14 protein-coding genes are annotated in these 15,410 nt (G+C 67.9%); 9 read left to right on the top strand and 5 right to left on the bottom strand.

Annotated elements, in window-relative coordinates:
• Window positions 1-48: 48 nt before the first annotated feature.
• The 3 genes from rsgA (at window position 49) to ABZ552_RS03490 (ending at window position 2,860) form a co-directional block, all read left to right on the top strand.
• Window positions 49-1,095: a ribosome small subunit-dependent GTPase A gene (rsgA, locus tag ABZ552_RS03500; RefSeq protein WP_281876749.1), complete on the top strand. Its 1,047-nt coding sequence runs from the start codon at window positions 49-51 to the stop codon at window positions 1,093-1,095.
• A gap of 57 nt (window positions 1,096-1,152) precedes the next feature.
• Entirely contained in the window at window positions 1,153-1,866 is a 714-nt protein-coding gene (locus tag ABZ552_RS03495) for a hypothetical protein (RefSeq protein WP_236567058.1), read from the top strand.
• A 142-nt stretch (window positions 1,867-2,008) separates the two neighbouring features.
• A complete protein-coding gene (locus tag ABZ552_RS03490) occupies window positions 2,009-2,860 on the top strand; it encodes an NAD(P)-dependent oxidoreductase (protein WP_357435422.1) in 852 nt (283 codons plus the stop codon).
• A 109-nt stretch (window positions 2,861-2,969) separates the two neighbouring features.
• Here ABZ552_RS03490 and ABZ552_RS03485 read toward each other — a convergent pair whose 3' ends face one another.
• Both ABZ552_RS03485 and ABZ552_RS03480 read right to left on the bottom strand, forming a co-directional pair.
• Window positions 2,970-4,886 carry a glycosyltransferase gene (locus ABZ552_RS03485; RefSeq protein WP_281919248.1) on the bottom strand — a complete coding sequence of 639 codons (1,917 nt, stop codon included), beginning with the start codon at window positions 4,884-4,886 and terminating at the stop codon, window positions 2,970-2,972.
• 134 nt (window positions 4,887-5,020) lie between these two features.
• The gene (locus tag ABZ552_RS03480; RefSeq protein WP_281876746.1) at window positions 5,021-5,557 is read right to left on the bottom strand and encodes a GtrA family protein; all 537 of its coding nucleotides are present in this window, start codon (window positions 5,555-5,557) and stop codon (window positions 5,021-5,023) included.
• A gap of 144 nt (window positions 5,558-5,701) precedes the next feature.
• Between ABZ552_RS03480 and ABZ552_RS03475 the strand changes: the two genes are divergently transcribed.
• The gene (locus ABZ552_RS03475) at window positions 5,702-6,676 is read left to right on the top strand and encodes a glycosyltransferase (protein WP_357435420.1); all 975 of its coding nucleotides are present in this window, start codon (window positions 5,702-5,704) and stop codon (window positions 6,674-6,676) included.
• Window positions 6,673-8,262 (top strand): DUF2142 domain-containing protein, encoded by a 1,590-nt coding sequence (locus ABZ552_RS03470; RefSeq protein ID WP_357435418.1) that lies wholly within the window; start codon window positions 6,673-6,675, stop codon window positions 8,260-8,262. The genes ABZ552_RS03475 and ABZ552_RS03470 overlap by 4 nt, the downstream gene beginning before the upstream one ends.
• A gap of 57 nt (window positions 8,263-8,319) precedes the next feature.
• Here ABZ552_RS03470 and rfbB read toward each other — a convergent pair whose 3' ends face one another.
• Complete coding sequence (rfbB, locus tag ABZ552_RS03465) at window positions 8,320-9,336, bottom strand: dTDP-glucose 4,6-dehydratase (protein ID WP_281876742.1); 1,017 nt, start codon at window positions 9,334-9,336, stop codon at window positions 8,320-8,322.
• Window positions 9,337-9,641: 305 nt separating this feature from the next.
• Between rfbB and ABZ552_RS03460 the strand changes: the two genes are divergently transcribed.
• Window positions 9,642-10,349, top strand: coding sequence for a hypothetical protein (locus ABZ552_RS03460; RefSeq protein ID WP_281876741.1), 708 nt, complete (start codon window positions 9,642-9,644; stop codon window positions 10,347-10,349).
• Window positions 10,350-10,639: 290 nt separating this feature from the next.
• Here ABZ552_RS03460 and ABZ552_RS03455 read toward each other — a convergent pair whose 3' ends face one another.
• Window positions 10,640-11,629 carry an alpha/beta hydrolase gene (locus tag ABZ552_RS03455; RefSeq protein ID WP_281876740.1) on the bottom strand — a complete coding sequence of 330 codons (990 nt, stop codon included), beginning with the start codon at window positions 11,627-11,629 and terminating at the stop codon, window positions 10,640-10,642.
• A 228-nt stretch (window positions 11,630-11,857) separates the two neighbouring features.
• On the opposite strand from ABZ552_RS03455, the gene rfbA reads away from it, so the two are divergent.
• Both rfbA and rfbC read left to right on the top strand, forming a co-directional pair.
• Window positions 11,858-12,730 (top strand): glucose-1-phosphate thymidylyltransferase RfbA, encoded by an 873-nt coding sequence (gene rfbA, locus ABZ552_RS03450; protein ID WP_159844696.1) that lies wholly within the window; start codon window positions 11,858-11,860, stop codon window positions 12,728-12,730.
• Between the two features lie 2 nt (window positions 12,731-12,732).
• Complete coding sequence (rfbC, locus tag ABZ552_RS03445; RefSeq protein WP_281881248.1) at window positions 12,733-13,281, top strand: dTDP-4-dehydrorhamnose 3,5-epimerase; 549 nt, start codon at window positions 12,733-12,735, stop codon at window positions 13,279-13,281.
• A 148-nt stretch (window positions 13,282-13,429) separates the two neighbouring features.
• Here the strand turns inward: rfbC and ABZ552_RS03440 are convergent, their stop codons facing one another.
• A complete protein-coding gene (locus ABZ552_RS03440) occupies window positions 13,430-14,896 on the bottom strand; it encodes an MFS transporter (RefSeq protein ID WP_281876739.1) in 1,467 nt (488 codons plus the stop codon).
• Between the two features lie 85 nt (window positions 14,897-14,981).
• Between ABZ552_RS03440 and ABZ552_RS03435 the strand changes: the two genes are divergently transcribed.
• Window positions 14,982-15,410 carry a MarR family transcriptional regulator gene (locus ABZ552_RS03435; RefSeq protein ID WP_281876738.1) on the top strand — a complete coding sequence of 143 codons (429 nt, stop codon included), beginning with the start codon at window positions 14,982-14,984 and terminating at the stop codon, window positions 15,408-15,410.

Raw genomic sequence — 15,410 nt, 5'->3', positions numbered from 1 at the left:
GCTGAACCCCTTCTCGGGTTCGGCGCCCGACGAAGGACTCCTTCCACAATGGTCGACTACGACCTTCTCGTCCCTTACGGCTGGACCGAAGCCGTTTCCACCAGCTACGCCGCGCTGATCGAGGAAGACTGCGTGCCCGCGCGCGTGATTCGCATGGATCGCAGTGAATGCGACGCGATTACGCCGAACGGGCTCGCCCGCGTCCGCTGCCCGCGCCCGGATTCCGAGGTCAGCGGGTTGTGCACCGGCGACTGGGTGACCGTCGACGCCACCTCGGCCGTGCGGCGGCTGCTTCCCCGCCGGTCCGCGATCGTGCGCTCGTCGGTATCCGGCCGGTCGCAGGGCCAGGTGCTCGCCGCCAATGTCGACACCGTATTGATCTGCACCGCCGCCGACGGCGATGTGGATCTCGGCCGCATCGAACGCATGCTCGCGCTGGCCTGGGAGAGCAACGCCCAGCCGATCGTGCTGCTCACCAAGGCCGACGCGGCCGACGACGTCCCGCTCGACGAGGTGCGCGCCGTCGCGCCGGGCGCTGCCGTGCTCGAGGTGAGCGCGAATACCGGCCTGGGGCTGGACGTGCTCACGGCGATGCTCGACGGCACCGTCGCGCTGCTCGGACCCTCCGGTGCTGGGAAGTCGACCCTCGCCAACGCACTGCTCGGCGCGGAGGTCTTCGCCACCAACTCCGTGCGCGACACGGACAAGAAAGGCAGGCACACCACGGTGCACCGGGAACTGCGCCCGTTGCCCGGCGGCGGCACCCTGATCGATACGCCGGGGCTGCGCGGCGTCGGATTGTGGGATGCGGGCGAAGGAATCGAGAAGACCTTCAGCGACATCGAATCCCTTGCCGCGCAGTGCCGTTTCGGCGATTGCGCGCACCACGGCGAGCCGGGGTGCGCGGTGCGGGAGGCGATCGACAGCGGCGAGCTGACCCAGCGCAGGCTCGACAGCTACAACAAGCTGGCCCGGGAGAACGAATGGATGCGGGCGCGCACCGACAAACGATTGCAGGCCGAGCGCCAGCGGGCGTGGCGGGGCATCGTCAAACAGCAGCGCCGGATGTACCAGGAGCGGAACTCGGGACGCTGATCGAGCGAGGGGCACGGTAGGGTGCCCCTCGCATCGTTCGCTATCTGGGAGGGATAGATGAGTCAACCCGGCGGGTACCCGCCACCCGGTCAGCAGCCCGGCCCCTGGCCCGGGCAGCCGACGTTCGGTCAGCAGCCGCCGGTCGGCCAGTACCCGCCTCCGCAGGCGCCCGCGCAGTACGCGCCGCCCGCGGGGCAGCATCCGAGCCAACCGCACCTCGCCCAACCGCAGGCGGGCCAGCCGCCGTACGGGCAGCCTGCGCCGCAATTCGCCCAGCCCGCACCGCAATACGGTCAGCCGCAGCCGTACGGCCAGCCACAGCAGTTCGGGCAGCCGCAACCGTATGGGCAACCGCAGCAATTCGGTCAGCCCGGCTACGGTCAGCCTGCCGATCCGCCGGGCATCACCATCGATGCCTCGTACTCGCTGTGGACGTTCATGCTCGCGCTGACCAAGCCGAAGATCCTGGTCAACGGCCAGCGGGTGCCCAACACCCGCTGGGGCGCGAACCACATCCCGGTCGGACCCGGCCAGTACCACGTCCGGGTCACCACCCCGTGGTTGTTCGACATGGGTCAGGCGAACGTCACCGTGCCGATCGCCGAGGGACAGGCGACCCGGTTCTACTACAAGCCGCCGGTGGTGATCTTCCTCAACGGCGCGATCGGACCTGTTCCGCAGAAGGCGCCGGGCATGGTGTTCCTGTACATCGTCTGGGCCCTGGTCGCAGTGATGTTCCTGCTGAACATCGTCCTGATCGCCTCGGTCTGAATCGAGAGGGCACCGGCGACCGGTGCCCTCTCTTCGCCCCTCCTATGCAACTAGTTGCATAGCACGCGGGTTTACGCTTAGTCTGCAAGCGCGCGTACAGCTGCGGGCCGCTGCCTGCGGCGGAAACGAAGGAGCAGGTCAGATGACGGAACCCGGATCCAAGCCGCTAGCGGGACGAACGATGATCATGTCCGGTGGCAGCCGCGGCATCGGGCTGGAAATCGCCAAGCGGGCCGCGGCCGACGGCGCCAACATCACGCTGATCGCGAAGACCGACCAGCCGCATCCCAAGCTGCCGGGCACCATCCACACCGCCGCCGCGGAGCTCGAGCAGGCGGGCGGGCAGGTGCTGCCGTTCGTGGGCGACGTCCGCATCGACGAGTCGGTGGCCGAGGCGGTGCGTCAGACGGTCGAGCGCTTCGGCGGCATCGACATCGTGGTGAACAACGCCTCCGCGATCGACCTGTCCCCCACGGACGCACTGCCGATGAAGAAGTACGACCTGATGCAGGACATCAACTGCCGGGGCAGCTTCTTGTTGTCCAAGCTGAGCATCCCGCATCTGCGCGAATCGGCGAGGGCCGGGCGCAACCCGCACATCCTCACCCTGTCCCCGCCGCTGAATCTGGACCCGAAGTGGGCGGGCATGGCGCTGGGCTACACCATCGCCAAGTACGGCATGTCGCTGACCACGCTCGGGCTGGCCGAGGAACTCGAGAGCGACGGCATCGGCGTCAACTCGCTGTGGCCGCGCACCACCATCGCCACGGCGGCGGTGAAGAACCTGCTCGGCGGCGAGGAGATGGTCTCCACCTCGCGCACCCCCGACATCTACGCCGACGCCGCCTACCTGGTGCTCACCTCGCCCGGTAAGGAGACCAGCGGCAACTTCTTCATCGATGACGAGGTCCTCGCTGCCCACGGCATCACCGACCTCGACAAGTACCGCGTCACCCCGGGCGACGGCGAACTCACCACCGACCTGTTCTTGTGACGCTCACTTCTGCGCGGAGATGTCCTAGAACACTTTTCGCGTAAGACACCAGCGCCCCCGAACCAGGGTCGGGTGTCCGACCCTGGTTCGGGGGCGCTTCGGCCACGGTTCAGGAGCGCGGAGCGGCGGACCCTTCGATCCCGTACAACCGCTCCCAGTTCTCGCGGCTGGTCAGCTCCGGCATGGCGGCGCGGTACTGCGCCTGCACCGCGGGCAGTTCCCGGCGCAAGCGCCGCAGCACGCGCACCATCCGGCGCAGCAGTTGCAGCGCGCGAGCCTTGTCGCGCCTGCGCACCCGGACGCCGGACTGCGAGGCATCGGTGACCACCACGTGGTCGAACAGCGAAACATGCCACCAGTAGGCGTCTTCCCTGGTGATGCCGATGATGCCGTGCTGGGTGCGGCCCAGCCACTGATTGATCGCGCGCTTGATCAGCACCAGCTTCGCGCGGCTGGGTTCGCCACCGGCACGGCGCAAGGTGATGTCCGCGGAACGGACCGGCGGCGTCGCGGCCGGGTGCTTGATCGTCTCGGGGTAGTCGGCGCGGCTGGTGCGCGCGGCGGCCAATGCTTCGATACCGCCGTCCCGCAGCACCTTCGGGCCCTTCAGGAAGTCCTCGATGCCCTGCAGGGTGGTGTGCACCAGGCCGTACTGCATCGCGACCAGCTGCTCGGACATCTCCCGGAACAGCCTGCCCGCGATCTCCTTACCGTTCAGCTCCGTGTGCAGCGAGCCGACGATCAGCGAGTTGCGGGTGCTGAAGTAGCGCGCCCAGTCGTCGTAGTCCTTCCAGTAGAAGTCCGCGTGCCAGACCGCGGCGTTGGGCAGCGTGACGGTGACGAACCCGTGCTCACGCGCCCGGATGCCGTATTCGACGTCGTCCCACTGGAAGAAGATCGGGATCGGCAGGCCGATCTTCGCGACCACCTCGGCCGGGATCAGGCAGGTCCACCAGGCGTTGTAGCCGGCATCCACGCGGCGCTCCTGGTTCTTCTTCAGCATGCTGGTGTTGCGCAGCGCCTTCGCCACCTTCTGGCCGTGCCGCAGCCGGTTCAGATGCACTTCCTCGGCGCCGACGTTGAGGTAGTCGGGGTTGAGCAGGAACAGCATCTGGGCGCCGACCAGGGTCGGCTCGACCGTCAGGTTGGCGAATGCGTTGAGCCGCAATACCGTCTCCGGTTCGCACAGGATGTCGTCGTCCATCAGGATGACGTCGGCGTGCTCGTTCACCGCGGACACCTCGTAGAGCCCCCGGGTGAAGCCGCCCGCGCCGCCGAGGTTCGGCTGGCGCAGGTAGCGCAGCTTCTCGCCGAAGACCGGCGCGACCTCCTGGTAGCGCGGCCGGTTCTCCACCAGATCGGTGCCCTGGTCGACGACGTACACCGCGTCGATCGCGGCGAGTACGGTGGGATCGGAGGACAGTGCGGCGACCGTCTCGGCGCAGTCCTCGGCACGGTTGAAGGTGCAGATCGCGATGGCGACCGGACGAACGCGTTCCGGCGCGACGGCGGTCCAGCTCAGTTCCGCGATGCCCAGCGCGCCGCCGATGGCGTCGAACTCCAGCCACAGCGCGCCGCCGTCGACGTACTGGTCGAGCGGGGCGCTCAGCGTGACCGAACCGCTCGCGTCGACCCGCGCGGTGTCGATGATCCTGCGGTGACCCGCGATGTCCGAGGCCACCAGCCGGATCCTCGCCTTGGCGACCACCTCCAGCACCATGGTGGCGCGTACCTCGGTGACCGTGGTCCAGCGCTGCCAGTAGCTGGCGGCGAACCGGCCGAAGTAGGTGTTGGTGTGCGCGGTCGCGCCCTTGTCCAGGCGCAGGGTCTGGCGTTCCCGGTGCGCGCCGCCTTTCACGACGGCGTACAGCTCGTCGCTCACCTTGGCCGACGGACCGGTGAAGATACCGCGCTGGAGCACTAACCGGTCCGGCGCCCGATGGTCGGCGCGCAGCGCGGCAGGCGCCTCAGCGGCCGTCGAGCGATCGTTTGTTTCGGTAACGGCCTCGATAGCCGACTGATCCATGAAATCCTCGAAATTCTCATTGTGCCGGACGGGACAGACACGCCCCTCGATGCCTGAACGGCGGGGGTGAGGATATCAACCGCCGTGTGCGGTTGCCCGCCGTACAGCCATGCCGACGTGTGCCCGAACCATTGCTAAACGTTCGCCGATTCGTTGTCGGTAGCACTGTCCTTGCCCGCTCGCGCCCCGGTGAAGACGAATTTGTCGTAAGCCCAGTACCGGAACACCACGGCCACGATCTGCCCGATCAACGTACCGGAGAGGTTGTCCGAGAGGGGGCTGGACAGCTCGAGCACGTAGCGGGAAAAGCCGAGACAGCCCAGTTGCAGGCCGATCGCCACCACATTGAACACGGCGTACAGGAGGTACTCGCGGCCGGGATTGTCGGTCCGCTTGTGCGCGAATGTCCACCATTTGTTGCCGAAATAGGTCACCACCGTCGCCACCGCGATCGCGATGATCTTGGCCGGTAATGGGTAGTGATACAGCACGCCCTCGCCACCCCAGAAGACCAGGAGGTTGTACGTGCCCGCGTCGACCAGGAAGCCGATCGCGCCGACCACCAGGAAAGCCCCGCCTCTGCGCAGGGCGGTGAGCACCTTGCTGACGACCGTTCCGGTCTCCTGCGTCACTGGCTCGCCCGCGGGCGCGGTGGACTCACTGGATGGCACGGCCCGACGGTACCGCAGGCTCGCGGAACCGTCCGCGACGGGAAATTCCACTCCCGCAGGCGGTGAGGTCGGCCACGCACCAGCTGTGAGTTCCCTGTACCCTCCCCGTGTTCCCACATTCACCGATCGCGAGGATTGACCCGGGTGGACTCCACCGAGCTCCGTATTGCCGCCGTCGTTCCGTGTCACAACGAAGAGGCTTCGGTCGCCAAGGTCGTGGCCGACCTGCAGGCCGCCGTGCCGGGAATCGTCGTCTACGTCTACGACAATCTGAGCACGGACAAGACCGCCGAGCGCGCCCGCGAAGCCGGAGCGATCGTCCGGCACGAGCACACCAAGGGCAAGGGCAACGTGGTGCGCCGCGCCTTCGCCGACATCGAGGCCGACGTGTATCTGATGATCGACGGCGACGACACCTACGAGGCGTCGGCCGCGCCGCTGATGATCAAGACCCTGCTGGACGGCCCCTACGACCACGTGCTCGGCGTGCGCAAGCAGGACGAGGGCGCCTCGGCCTACCGCGCGGGACACGAGACCGGCAACAAGGTGCTCAACGGCGTGGTCGGGAAGGTCTTCGGCGAGAACGTCGAGGACATGCTCTCCGGTTTCCGGGTGTTCTCCCGCCGCTTCGTGAAGAGCTTCCCCGCGGTGTCGCGTGAGTTCGAGATCGAGACCGAGCTCACCGTGCATTCCCTGCACCTGCGGGTGCCGCAGACCGCGGTGCCGGTCGGCTTCCGCGACCGTCCGGCGGGCAGCGAGAGCAAGCTGCGCACCTACCACGACGGATTCAAGATCCTCGCCCTGATCGTCGGCTTGGCCCGGCACGAACGGCCGGTCGCGTTCTACGGCCTGTTCGGCACGCTGGCCTGGCTGGTCTCGATCATCCTGACGATTCCGATCGTCGTCGAGTTCTACAACACCCACGCGGTGCCGCGGTTCCCGACGCTGTTCCTCGGCTTCACCTTGCTGCTGCTCGGCAGCCTCGCGTGGACCGCGGGCCTGATCCTCGACGGCATCCGGCGCTCTCGGCACGAAGCCTCGCGTCTGGTCTACCTGCGGTACACCGCGGTGGGCGCGGACGACCGGCGGACCGCGGGCAACGGCGGAGCCCCGCGTTGACGACCTCGACGGATCCGACCGCCACGCCCGACAAGGATGTGGCAGAGCGCGCGGACACCGCCCCCCTGCCCGCGACCGACACCGCGCCGCTACCGGCGGTGGACGCCGAGGTGACCACCGGCGCGGACCGGTCAGCGAAAGGCTTCGCGGGCCGACTGGCGACCCGGCTGGGCGGGGCGACCATCGCCTTCACCCTGCTGGCCACGATCTTCGGCGCGCTGTTCACCGTCCTCACCCCGCCGTTCTGGGGTCATGACGAGATCACCCAGTTCGGTCGCGCCTACCAGGTCGCACACGGGGGCTTCCTGCCGCAGAAGATCCACGACGATCGCGGCATCGCCTACGGCGGCGACGTCCCGTCCAGCATCACCGAGCTGATGGGCTACGCGCTGCGGGACTACACCACCAACCCGGACGAGCCCGACCCCATGGTGGCCGATCCGGGCCGCTACGACCAGCTGACGAGCACCGCGGTCTCGGACGCCACCGAACCGGTCTGGTTCACCAACACCGCCGCGTACTCGCCGGTCCCGTACATCCCGGCCGCGATCGGCATCCGGCTCGGGGAACTCTTCGGGCTCGACGTGGGTGGCCTGCTGCTGCTCACCCGGCTCACCGGGCTGGTGGCCTACCTCGCGGTGGTCGGGTTCGGCCTGTACGCCTTGCGCGCGCACCGGGTGCAGTGGCTGGCGTTCACCGTCGCCGTGCTGCCGATCGCGGTGTTCCAGGCGGGCACGGTCACCGCCGACACGATGACCAACGCGCTGGCCATCCTGGTCTCCGCGCTGCTGGTGAAGGCCGTGTTCCTCGGCGAGCGCCTGGGCCGGGCGGAGATCTCCGCTCTGCTGGCCGCGACGATCCTGCTCCCGGTGAGCAAGCCCACCTATGTGCTGCTCGCACTCCTGGTGGCCCTGGTGCCCGCGGACCGGTTCGGGTTCAGCGGCTGGCGGCGCGCAATCCCATGGGCCTTCGCCGCTGCCGGTGGGCTCGCCTTCGCGGTGTGGATGAAGATCGCCGCGCCGACCGGCGACGGGATGGGCTTGATGCGGCCGCCGCACCAGTGGCACTCGGTGCGTCCCGGCGATCAGCTCAGCGGCATCCTGCGCGATCCGCCGGAGTTCGCGCACGTGTTCGGCGAGAGCATCGCGCTGCGCGACCAGCGCTGGTTCAGCCAGTTCTTCGGCGAGCTCGGCTTCGCCTACGTCGATGTGCCCGCGCTGTCGATGCTGGCCTGTCTGCTGGCGTTCGCCGTGAGCCTCGGCGTGGCCGAACGGATGACCGCCCCGGCCTTCCGCCGCACCCTGATCATCGCGCTCACCATGGCCGCCAGCGTCGCCATGATCTACGTGACGCTCTACATGTCGTTCACGCCGGTCGGCTACTACATCATCGACGGCGTGCAGGGCCGCTACTTCGTGCCGCTGGCGATCGTGACGCTCGCGGTGCTGCTGCGCTGGATGCCGCTGCGGCTCACCGACTCCGCCGGGAAGACCCCGACGGTCGGCCCGGCCGTCACCGTGCTGGTGGCGGCGAGTGTGGCCCTGATCGCGGCGGCGGCGAAGTACTACACCATCGTCTGGGGCTGAGCGGCAGAGGATTCCGTCGCGGCGCTCCGGGGCTGTCCCCGGGGCGCCGTTGCCGTTTCAGTCGCCCGCCGCGCTGAGCGTCCGCTCCCCGGCCGCGAGGTAGGCGCGCTCGGTGACGTCTTTGTAGGGACGCCACCAGGATTCGTTGTCCCGGTACCACTGGATGGTGGCGGCCAGTCCGGCGCGGAAGTCCGCGTAGCGGGGCCGCCAGCCGAGTTCGGAACGCAGCAACGTCGCGTCGATCGCGTACCGCTGGTCGTGACCGGGGCGGTCGGTCACGTGGTCGAAATCGTCGGGATCGCGGCCGAACTCCGCGAGGATCATCCGCACCACGGACTTGTTGTCGAGCTGGCCGTCGGCGCCGATCAGATAGGTCTGCCCGATCCGGCCGCGGCGCAGGATCTCCCACACGGCGCGATTGTGATCGTCGACGTGGATCCAGTCGCGCACCTGATGCCCCGCCCCGTACAGCCGGGGACGCACGCCATCGATCAGGTTGGTGATCTGGCGCGGGATGAATTTCTCCACGTGCTGGTACGGGCCGTAATTGTTACTGCAATTGGAGATGGTGGCGCGCACGCCGAACGAGCGGGTCCAAGCCCGCACCAGCAGGTCGCTAGAGGCTTTGGTGGCCGAGTACGGGCTGGACGGGTTGTACGGCGTGGCTTCGGTGAACGCCGGATCGTCCGGGGACAGATCGCCGTAGACCTCGTCGGTCGACACGTGGTGGTAGCGCACGTCGTGCCTGCGCACGGCCTGCAACAGGGAATAGGTGCCGACGATATTGGTCTGCACGAACGGCCACGGCTCGGCGAGGGAGTTGTCGTTGTGCGACTCGGCGGCGAAGTGCACCACCGCGTCCACGCCGCTGACCAGTTGGTCGACCAGATCGAGGTCGGCGATGTCGCCGTGCACGAAGTCGATGCGGTCGGCCACCGGGTCGAGCGAGGCCCGGTTCCCGGCATAGGTCAGGGCATCGAGAACGACGACGGTCGCATCCGGATGGTCGGACACGGTCTGCAGGACGAAGTTCGCGCCGATGAACCCGGCGCCGCCGGTGACGAGCAATCGCACCCCCTGACTGTACGTGGGGCCGCGGCGCACCGGCGACGGACTCGAATCCGGTGCGGCTGAGGGCCACTCCGTGATTTCGATCTGTGACCTTCGTCTCATTGACTTCTCAGTGCAAAGAACTTCCGGATTGGTTTCTCTCGGAAAAGCCCGGTCAGCGCCCACATTTCCGCGACCCCACCGAGCCGTGGGTCGCAGCGGTGAACAAAATTTGAATAAACAGTCACAACGGGTTCACCACGCGTTAGCTGGTCTAGATTTTGCTCGTCTAGTCCCCTCCGAACGTTCCAATCGAGGTTCGAAACAAAATGCTGATGAGGAAATTCGCCGCGACGTCGGCACTGCTGATCGCCGCTCTCGGCGTCACCGCCGGCACCGTGAACGCGGCTCCGGCCTCCGAGGCCGATGGCGCGGTGAACTTCACCGCCCACGCGACCGACACCCAGTCCATCATCACGACCGATGCCGGTTCCATGGTCGTCGAGGATGGCACGTTCAAGGTCAAGGCCGCCAACGGTGACGTGCTCACCGGCATGCCGCTGACCTTCCGGGTGGACGACTTCGAGTTCCCGATCGCTGCCGAGATCGCGGACCGCACCGCCACCCTGACCCCGCAGTTCGACATGGCGCACGCGACCTACAAGCCGGTCGCCCTCCCCTTCGAGGACAAGGCGCCGTGGAAGAGCGAGTACGACCGTGAGCAGGCCGCCTTCAACCGCATGAAGGACACCATCTCGACCGGCGCCACCATCGGCACCCTGGTCGGCGGCATCGGCGGCGGCGCCGTCGGCTGCGTGCTCGGCGGCATCGCCGGCGCCACCGTCGCCTCGGCGGCCATCATCGGCCTGTTCGGCGGGTTCATCCCGGCCGCCGCCATCGGCTGCCTCGGCGGCATCATCGCCGTCGGCGCGCTGGGCACCCTCGCGGGCCAGCTGCTGATCACCGCCCCGGTCGCGATCGGTGCCGCGATCCAGTACTTCACCACCATCAACCAGCCGTTCAACGCCCCGAAGTAATCCGCGGCCGAACGCATAATCGAACAACACAGAAGCCCCGCCCGCGCGGACAGCCCGGGCGGGGCTTCAGTTGTTCCGGCAGCAAACGGAAAGGTGAACCATTATTGAACAATATGCAAAAAATCAAAATCGCGGACTTGTGACCTGGGCTATCAAGGACAGATAACTTCGAATCGGAAATAGTCCGCGGCGGGCGCAGGGTACCGCCGAGGTGCGAACTTGCCCCACGCAGACGCGAGCCCCGTCCCGTCCGGTGCGGGGCGGGGCTCGCCTGGGCAGGGCCCGACCGGTTACGCCGTCCGAGCCCGCTGGTCCTCTTCGATGCATGCCCGCACGAACCGCGAGACCCGCGCCAGCGCCGCCCTGCTCTCCGGCAGGTTCGGCGCGATGCTCATGAAGGCGTGGACCTGGCCGCGCCACAGCTCCAGCGCGTTCGGCACGCCCGCCGCCGTGAGCCGCTGCGCCATCAGTTCGGAGTCGAAGCGCAGCACCTCGTCCTCGGCGGCGATCAACAGCACGGGCGGCAGCGCGGACAGCACCGCGTTGACCGGCGACAGCGCCGGATCGAGCACTCCGTCGACCTCCGCGCCGATGCGCACCACCGCTTCCAGCGCCGACAATGGGATATACGGATCCCGCGCGACGTTCACGTAGTCCCGCTTCGCCCCGTAGTCCAGGTCCAGCAGCGGGCTCAAGCCGACCAACCCGGCCGGCACCGGCAACCCCGACTCCACGGCCAGCAGCGCGGTCGCGAAAGTCAGATAGCCGCCCGCCGAGTCACCCGCGAAGATGATCCGCGCCGGATCGGCACCGTGGCGCAACAGCCAGCGGTAGGCGGCCAGGCAGTCCCGCACCGAGTCGGCGATCCGCGTGCCGGGCAATTGGCGGTACTCGACGTTGATCACGGGCAGGCCGGTGCGGCGAGCCAGGCTCGCCGCGATCGGACGATGACTGCGGGTGCTGCAGATCGCGAAGCCGCCGCCGTGCATGTAGAGCACCGCGCCGTGGCGCAGCGCACGCGCCGCACCGGCCGGGCGGATGATCTCCAGGCGGAGACGATGCAACGACACCTGCTCCCGATCGATGCCGTACGGGCGGGGACGCAATCGCGCCAGCCCGTCCACGGTGGCGGCGCCGACCGGGATGGTCGCCTTGGTCACGGGGAAGGTTCGCAGCACCGGCCGGACCACGCCCATACAGGTGGCAAGCAGCAGGCGCGATTGCGCGCTGGGGCCCTTCGGATTCATCACCACGCCGGGCTCGCCGTCTCTGGTCGCCATCGCGCACCTACCTCACAACTGGTGCGCCGAATCACGACCGGACCGAGGTCGCCCAGGCGAGCTGTCGGCGCTGACATCTCACGCAGTGTCTTTTCAGAAGACCATGCGCATCGTGACCTACGCAACAGAATCGCTCCAACCCCGCCGCGGCGAAACGGCCGTGACCGAATCGAGGACTACTCGGAACCTCATCGAATCCCGGAGCCGTGAGACTGGCAGACTCCAGGCATGCGCGGAATCATTCTGGCGGGCGGCACCGGCTCCCGGTTGCACCCGATCACGCGCGGGGTGAGCAAGCAGCTGGTCCCGGTCTACGACAAACCCATGGTCTACTACCCCCTTTCCACGCTGATGCTCGCGGGGATCAGGGACATCCTGGTGATCACGACGCCCGAGGACGCCGCGGCGTTCCGGCGGCTGCTCGGCGACGGCACGCAGTTCGGGCTGTCCCTCGACTACGTGGTCCAGCCCGAGCCGGACGGCCTGGCCAGGGCCTTCGTCCTGGGCGCCGATCACATCGGCGGCGATTGCGCCGCACTGGTGCTCGGCGACAACATCTTTCACGGCCCCGGTCTCGGCACCAGCCTCAATCGCTTCCACGGGATCGACGGTGGTGCGGTGTTCGCGTACTGGGTCTCCGACCCGACCGCCTACGGCGTGGTGGAGTTCACCGAAGGACGCGCGGTGTCCATCGAGGAGAAACCCAAGGTCCCCCGGTCGAACTACGCCATTCCGGGGCTGTACTTCTACGACAACGACGTGGTGGAGATCGCCCGGTCGCTGCGACCGTCCGCACGTGGCGAATACGAGATCACCGACATCAATCGCGCCTACCTGGAACAGGATCGCCTGAGCGTGGACGTGCTCGCCCGCGGCACCGCGTGGCTGGACACCGGTACCTTCGATTCCCTGCTCGACGCGGCCAATTACGTCCGCACCATCGAGGAGCGGCAGGGCCTCAAGATCGGCGTCCCCGAAGAGGTGGCCTGGCGGATGGGCTTCATCGACGACGAGCAGCTGCGCCGGCTCGCCGAACCGATGGTCCGCTCCGGGTACGGCCGCTATCTGCTCGATCTGCTCGACCGCGGACGGGACTGGTGAGCATGGAGTTCCGGGAACTCGCGGTGCCGGGCGCGTGGGTGATCACGCCGCGCCAGCACGGAGACGATCGCGGCATGTTCCTCGAGGGGTTCAAGGCCTCGGAGTTCGAGAAGGCGACCGGGCGGCCGTTCGACCTGCGGCAGGTCAACTGCTCGGTGTCGGCCGCCGGGGTGCTGCGCGGCATCCACTACACCGAGGACCCGCCGGGCCAGGCCAAATACGTGACCTGTGTGCGCGGAGCGTTCCTCGACGTGGTGGTCGACCTGCGTCCCGGCTCACCGACCTACGGGCGCTGGGACAGTGTGCTGCTCGACGACGTCGACCGGCGCTCGGTGTTTCTGTCCGAAGGTCTCGGCCACGCGATCCTCTCCCTGGAGGACGGATCGACGGTCACCTACCTGTGCTCCCTGGAGTACCAGCCGGAGTTCGACCACGACATCGATGCGTTCGATCCCACGCTGGGCATCGAGTGGCCGCGGGTCGGTCGCGACGGCAGGGAACTCACTTTCATCCGCTCCGCGAAAGATTCCGTGGCCCCGCCGTTTTCGTGACCCGGACGTGGTGTCGTTTCGAAGAGGGGCCGCGCGAACACCGGCCCGGCGCATCCGTCCGAAAACCTGAGTCCCACCGAAAGCAGCCGCGTACGCCGAGCGCCACCAACCAGTGCTTGGTGGCGGCGCTCGGCGTCGGCTACTTCGATCAGCCGACGAGTTGCAGTTCCTTCTCTTCCTCCGCTGCCCGCTCCTGACCACGGAAGCGCGGCACGAAGGCGAGCAGGGCGACCAGCGCGCCGACGATGGACACGCCCGCGGCGAATTCCAGACCCGGACGGTAGGTGTCGAGCATCCCGGCGGCCGAGATGTCGGCATGCGCGCCGGAGGAGATGATCGCCGTGGTCACCGCGAGCACGATGGCCGCGCCGACCTGCATGGACGTTTGCAGGACTCCGGCGGCGAGACCCTGTTCCTCGTCATCGATGCCGTTGGTGGCCTGGATGTTGATGGCCGGGAAGCCGACCCATCCGATGCCGATGAGCAGCACTGCTGGCAGCAGCATCGTCAGGTAGGAGGGCGCGGTGTCCAGCCGCAGGAAAAGCAGGTAGCCGACGGCCATCACGGTCATGGTCACGCCGATCACCGGCCCCGTACCGAAGCGATCGACGAGCTTGTCGGAGAAGAAGGCCGACAGCACGACCAGCAGACCGACCGGCAGCAGCGCCATGGCCAGCTTCAGCGGCGACCAGCCGAGCGTGTCCTGCAAGTACAGCGTCACGATGAACTGCCAGCTGAAGTAGGAACCGGCCACCGCGACGATCGCGAGACTGGCCCGGACCAGCGAGGACTTGCGCAGGATCCCGAGGCGCACCAGCGGGTAGCGCACCCGCTTCTCCACCGCGACGAACCCGGCGAACAACGCGGCGACCGCGACGAACGAGCCGATGGTGCGCACCGAGGCCCAGCCGGCTTCCGGCGCGGCGACCACGGTGTAGACCAGCAGCAACATGGCCGAGGTCGACAGCAGCGCGCCCAGCAGGTCGTGTCCGCCCTCCTCGGCGGGCTTGTCCTTGGGCACCAGCACGAAGGCCGCGGCCAGCGCGGCGAGCGCGATCGGCACCGGGAGCAGGAACGTCCAACGCCAGCCGACACCGGTCATCAGGCCGCCGAACAGCAGGCCCATGGAATAGCCGCCCGCGCCGAACACCGTGTAGATGGACAGCGCCTTGTTCCTGGCCGGGCCCTCGGCGAAGTTGGTGGTGATGATGGACAGGCCGGTCGGCGCGGTGAACGCGGCGGCGAGGCCCTTCACGAAGCGGGTGAGGATCAACAGCGGGCCCGAGCTGACCAGGCCACCGGCCAGCGAGGCGACCGCGAAGACCGCGAGCGCGATCAGGAAGACCTTGCGCCGCCCGAGCAGGTCGGCGGTGCGGCCGCCGAGCAGCAGCAGACCGCCGTAGCCGAGCACGTAGCCGCTGACCAGCCATTGCAGGGTGGAGGTGGACAGGTCGAGTTCCGCGCCGATGGACGGCAACGCGACACCGATCATCGAAACGTCGAGACCGTCGAGGAACAACACGATGCAGAGCGTGATCAGCATGCCCCAAAGCCGGGCTGACCATCTGGCCGGATCGGTCGCCTGAGCGGCCGAGAGCGTTGCTGGTGAAGTCATGCGGGGAACATTACATGCGTGTGCATTAAATGCCAACACATTTAATGCTGTTGCATGGATTCGGCGGGGCCACTAAGATGGGGCCATGTCGAAGCCGACCACCGTCAGCACACCGCGGCGCGCCCTCGCGCCGACCGGGCTGGTCGGCGAGTGGCGCGAGCTGCTCGACCGGCATGCGGCGGTGAGTTGCGCACTCGAGAAGGCGCTACAGAACGGTCACCGGATCGGGCTCAGCGAATTCGAGACGCTGGACCGGCTGGTCGACGCGAACTGCGGCGACTACCGCATGAGCGACCTGGCCAACGACATCTACCTCAGCCAGAGCGCGCTCTCGCGAGCCGTGGCCCGGCTGGAGCGCGACGGCCTGGTCCAGCGCACCATGTGCGCGGAAGACCGCCGCGCCGTGTTCGTCTGCCTCACCGAGAAGGGCCGTTCGGTCTACGAGCAGGCCCTGCCCACCCACCGCGCGGTTTTGAGCGACACCTGGGACCTGCCCGGGCCGCCGAGGTGCTGA

This window comes from Nocardia sp. NPDC019219 (assembly GCF_040632645.1).
Taxonomy (GTDB): Bacteria; Actinomycetota; Actinomycetes; order Mycobacteriales; family Mycobacteriaceae; genus Nocardia; species Nocardia sputorum.
The sequence above is the reverse complement of the archived record's forward strand: the minus strand, read 5'-3'. Positions and strand labels throughout refer to the sequence as shown.

What these genes read in the sequence shown, in the direction of transcription:
- rfbC (WP_281881248.1), top strand. Translation starts at nt 12,733, where the DNA reads ATGGAGTTCCGGGAACTCGCGGTGCCGGGCGCGTGGGTGATCACGCCG.
- ABZ552_RS03485 (WP_281919248.1), bottom strand. Translation starts at nt 4,886, where the DNA reads ATGGATCAGTCGGCTATCGAGGCCGTTACCGAAACAAACGATCGCTCG.
- ABZ552_RS03495 (WP_236567058.1), top strand. Translation starts at nt 1,153, where the DNA reads ATGAGTCAACCCGGCGGGTACCCGCCACCCGGTCAGCAGCCCGGCCCC.
- ABZ552_RS03435 (WP_281876738.1), top strand. Translation starts at nt 14,982, where the DNA reads ATGTCGAAGCCGACCACCGTCAGCACACCGCGGCGCGCCCTCGCGCCG.
- ABZ552_RS03490 (WP_357435422.1), top strand. Translation starts at nt 2,009, where the DNA reads ATGACGGAACCCGGATCCAAGCCGCTAGCGGGACGAACGATGATCATG.
- ABZ552_RS03440 (WP_281876739.1), bottom strand. Translation starts at nt 14,896, where the DNA reads ATGACTTCACCAGCAACGCTCTCGGCCGCTCAGGCGACCGATCCGGCC.
- ABZ552_RS03460 (WP_281876741.1), top strand. Translation starts at nt 9,642, where the DNA reads ATGCTGATGAGGAAATTCGCCGCGACGTCGGCACTGCTGATCGCCGCT.
- rfbA (WP_159844696.1), top strand. Translation starts at nt 11,858, where the DNA reads ATGCGCGGAATCATTCTGGCGGGCGGCACCGGCTCCCGGTTGCACCCG.
- rsgA (WP_281876749.1), top strand. Translation starts at nt 49, where the DNA reads ATGGTCGACTACGACCTTCTCGTCCCTTACGGCTGGACCGAAGCCGTT.
- ABZ552_RS03455 (WP_281876740.1), bottom strand. Translation starts at nt 11,629, where the DNA reads ATGGCGACCAGAGACGGCGAGCCCGGCGTGGTGATGAATCCGAAGGGC.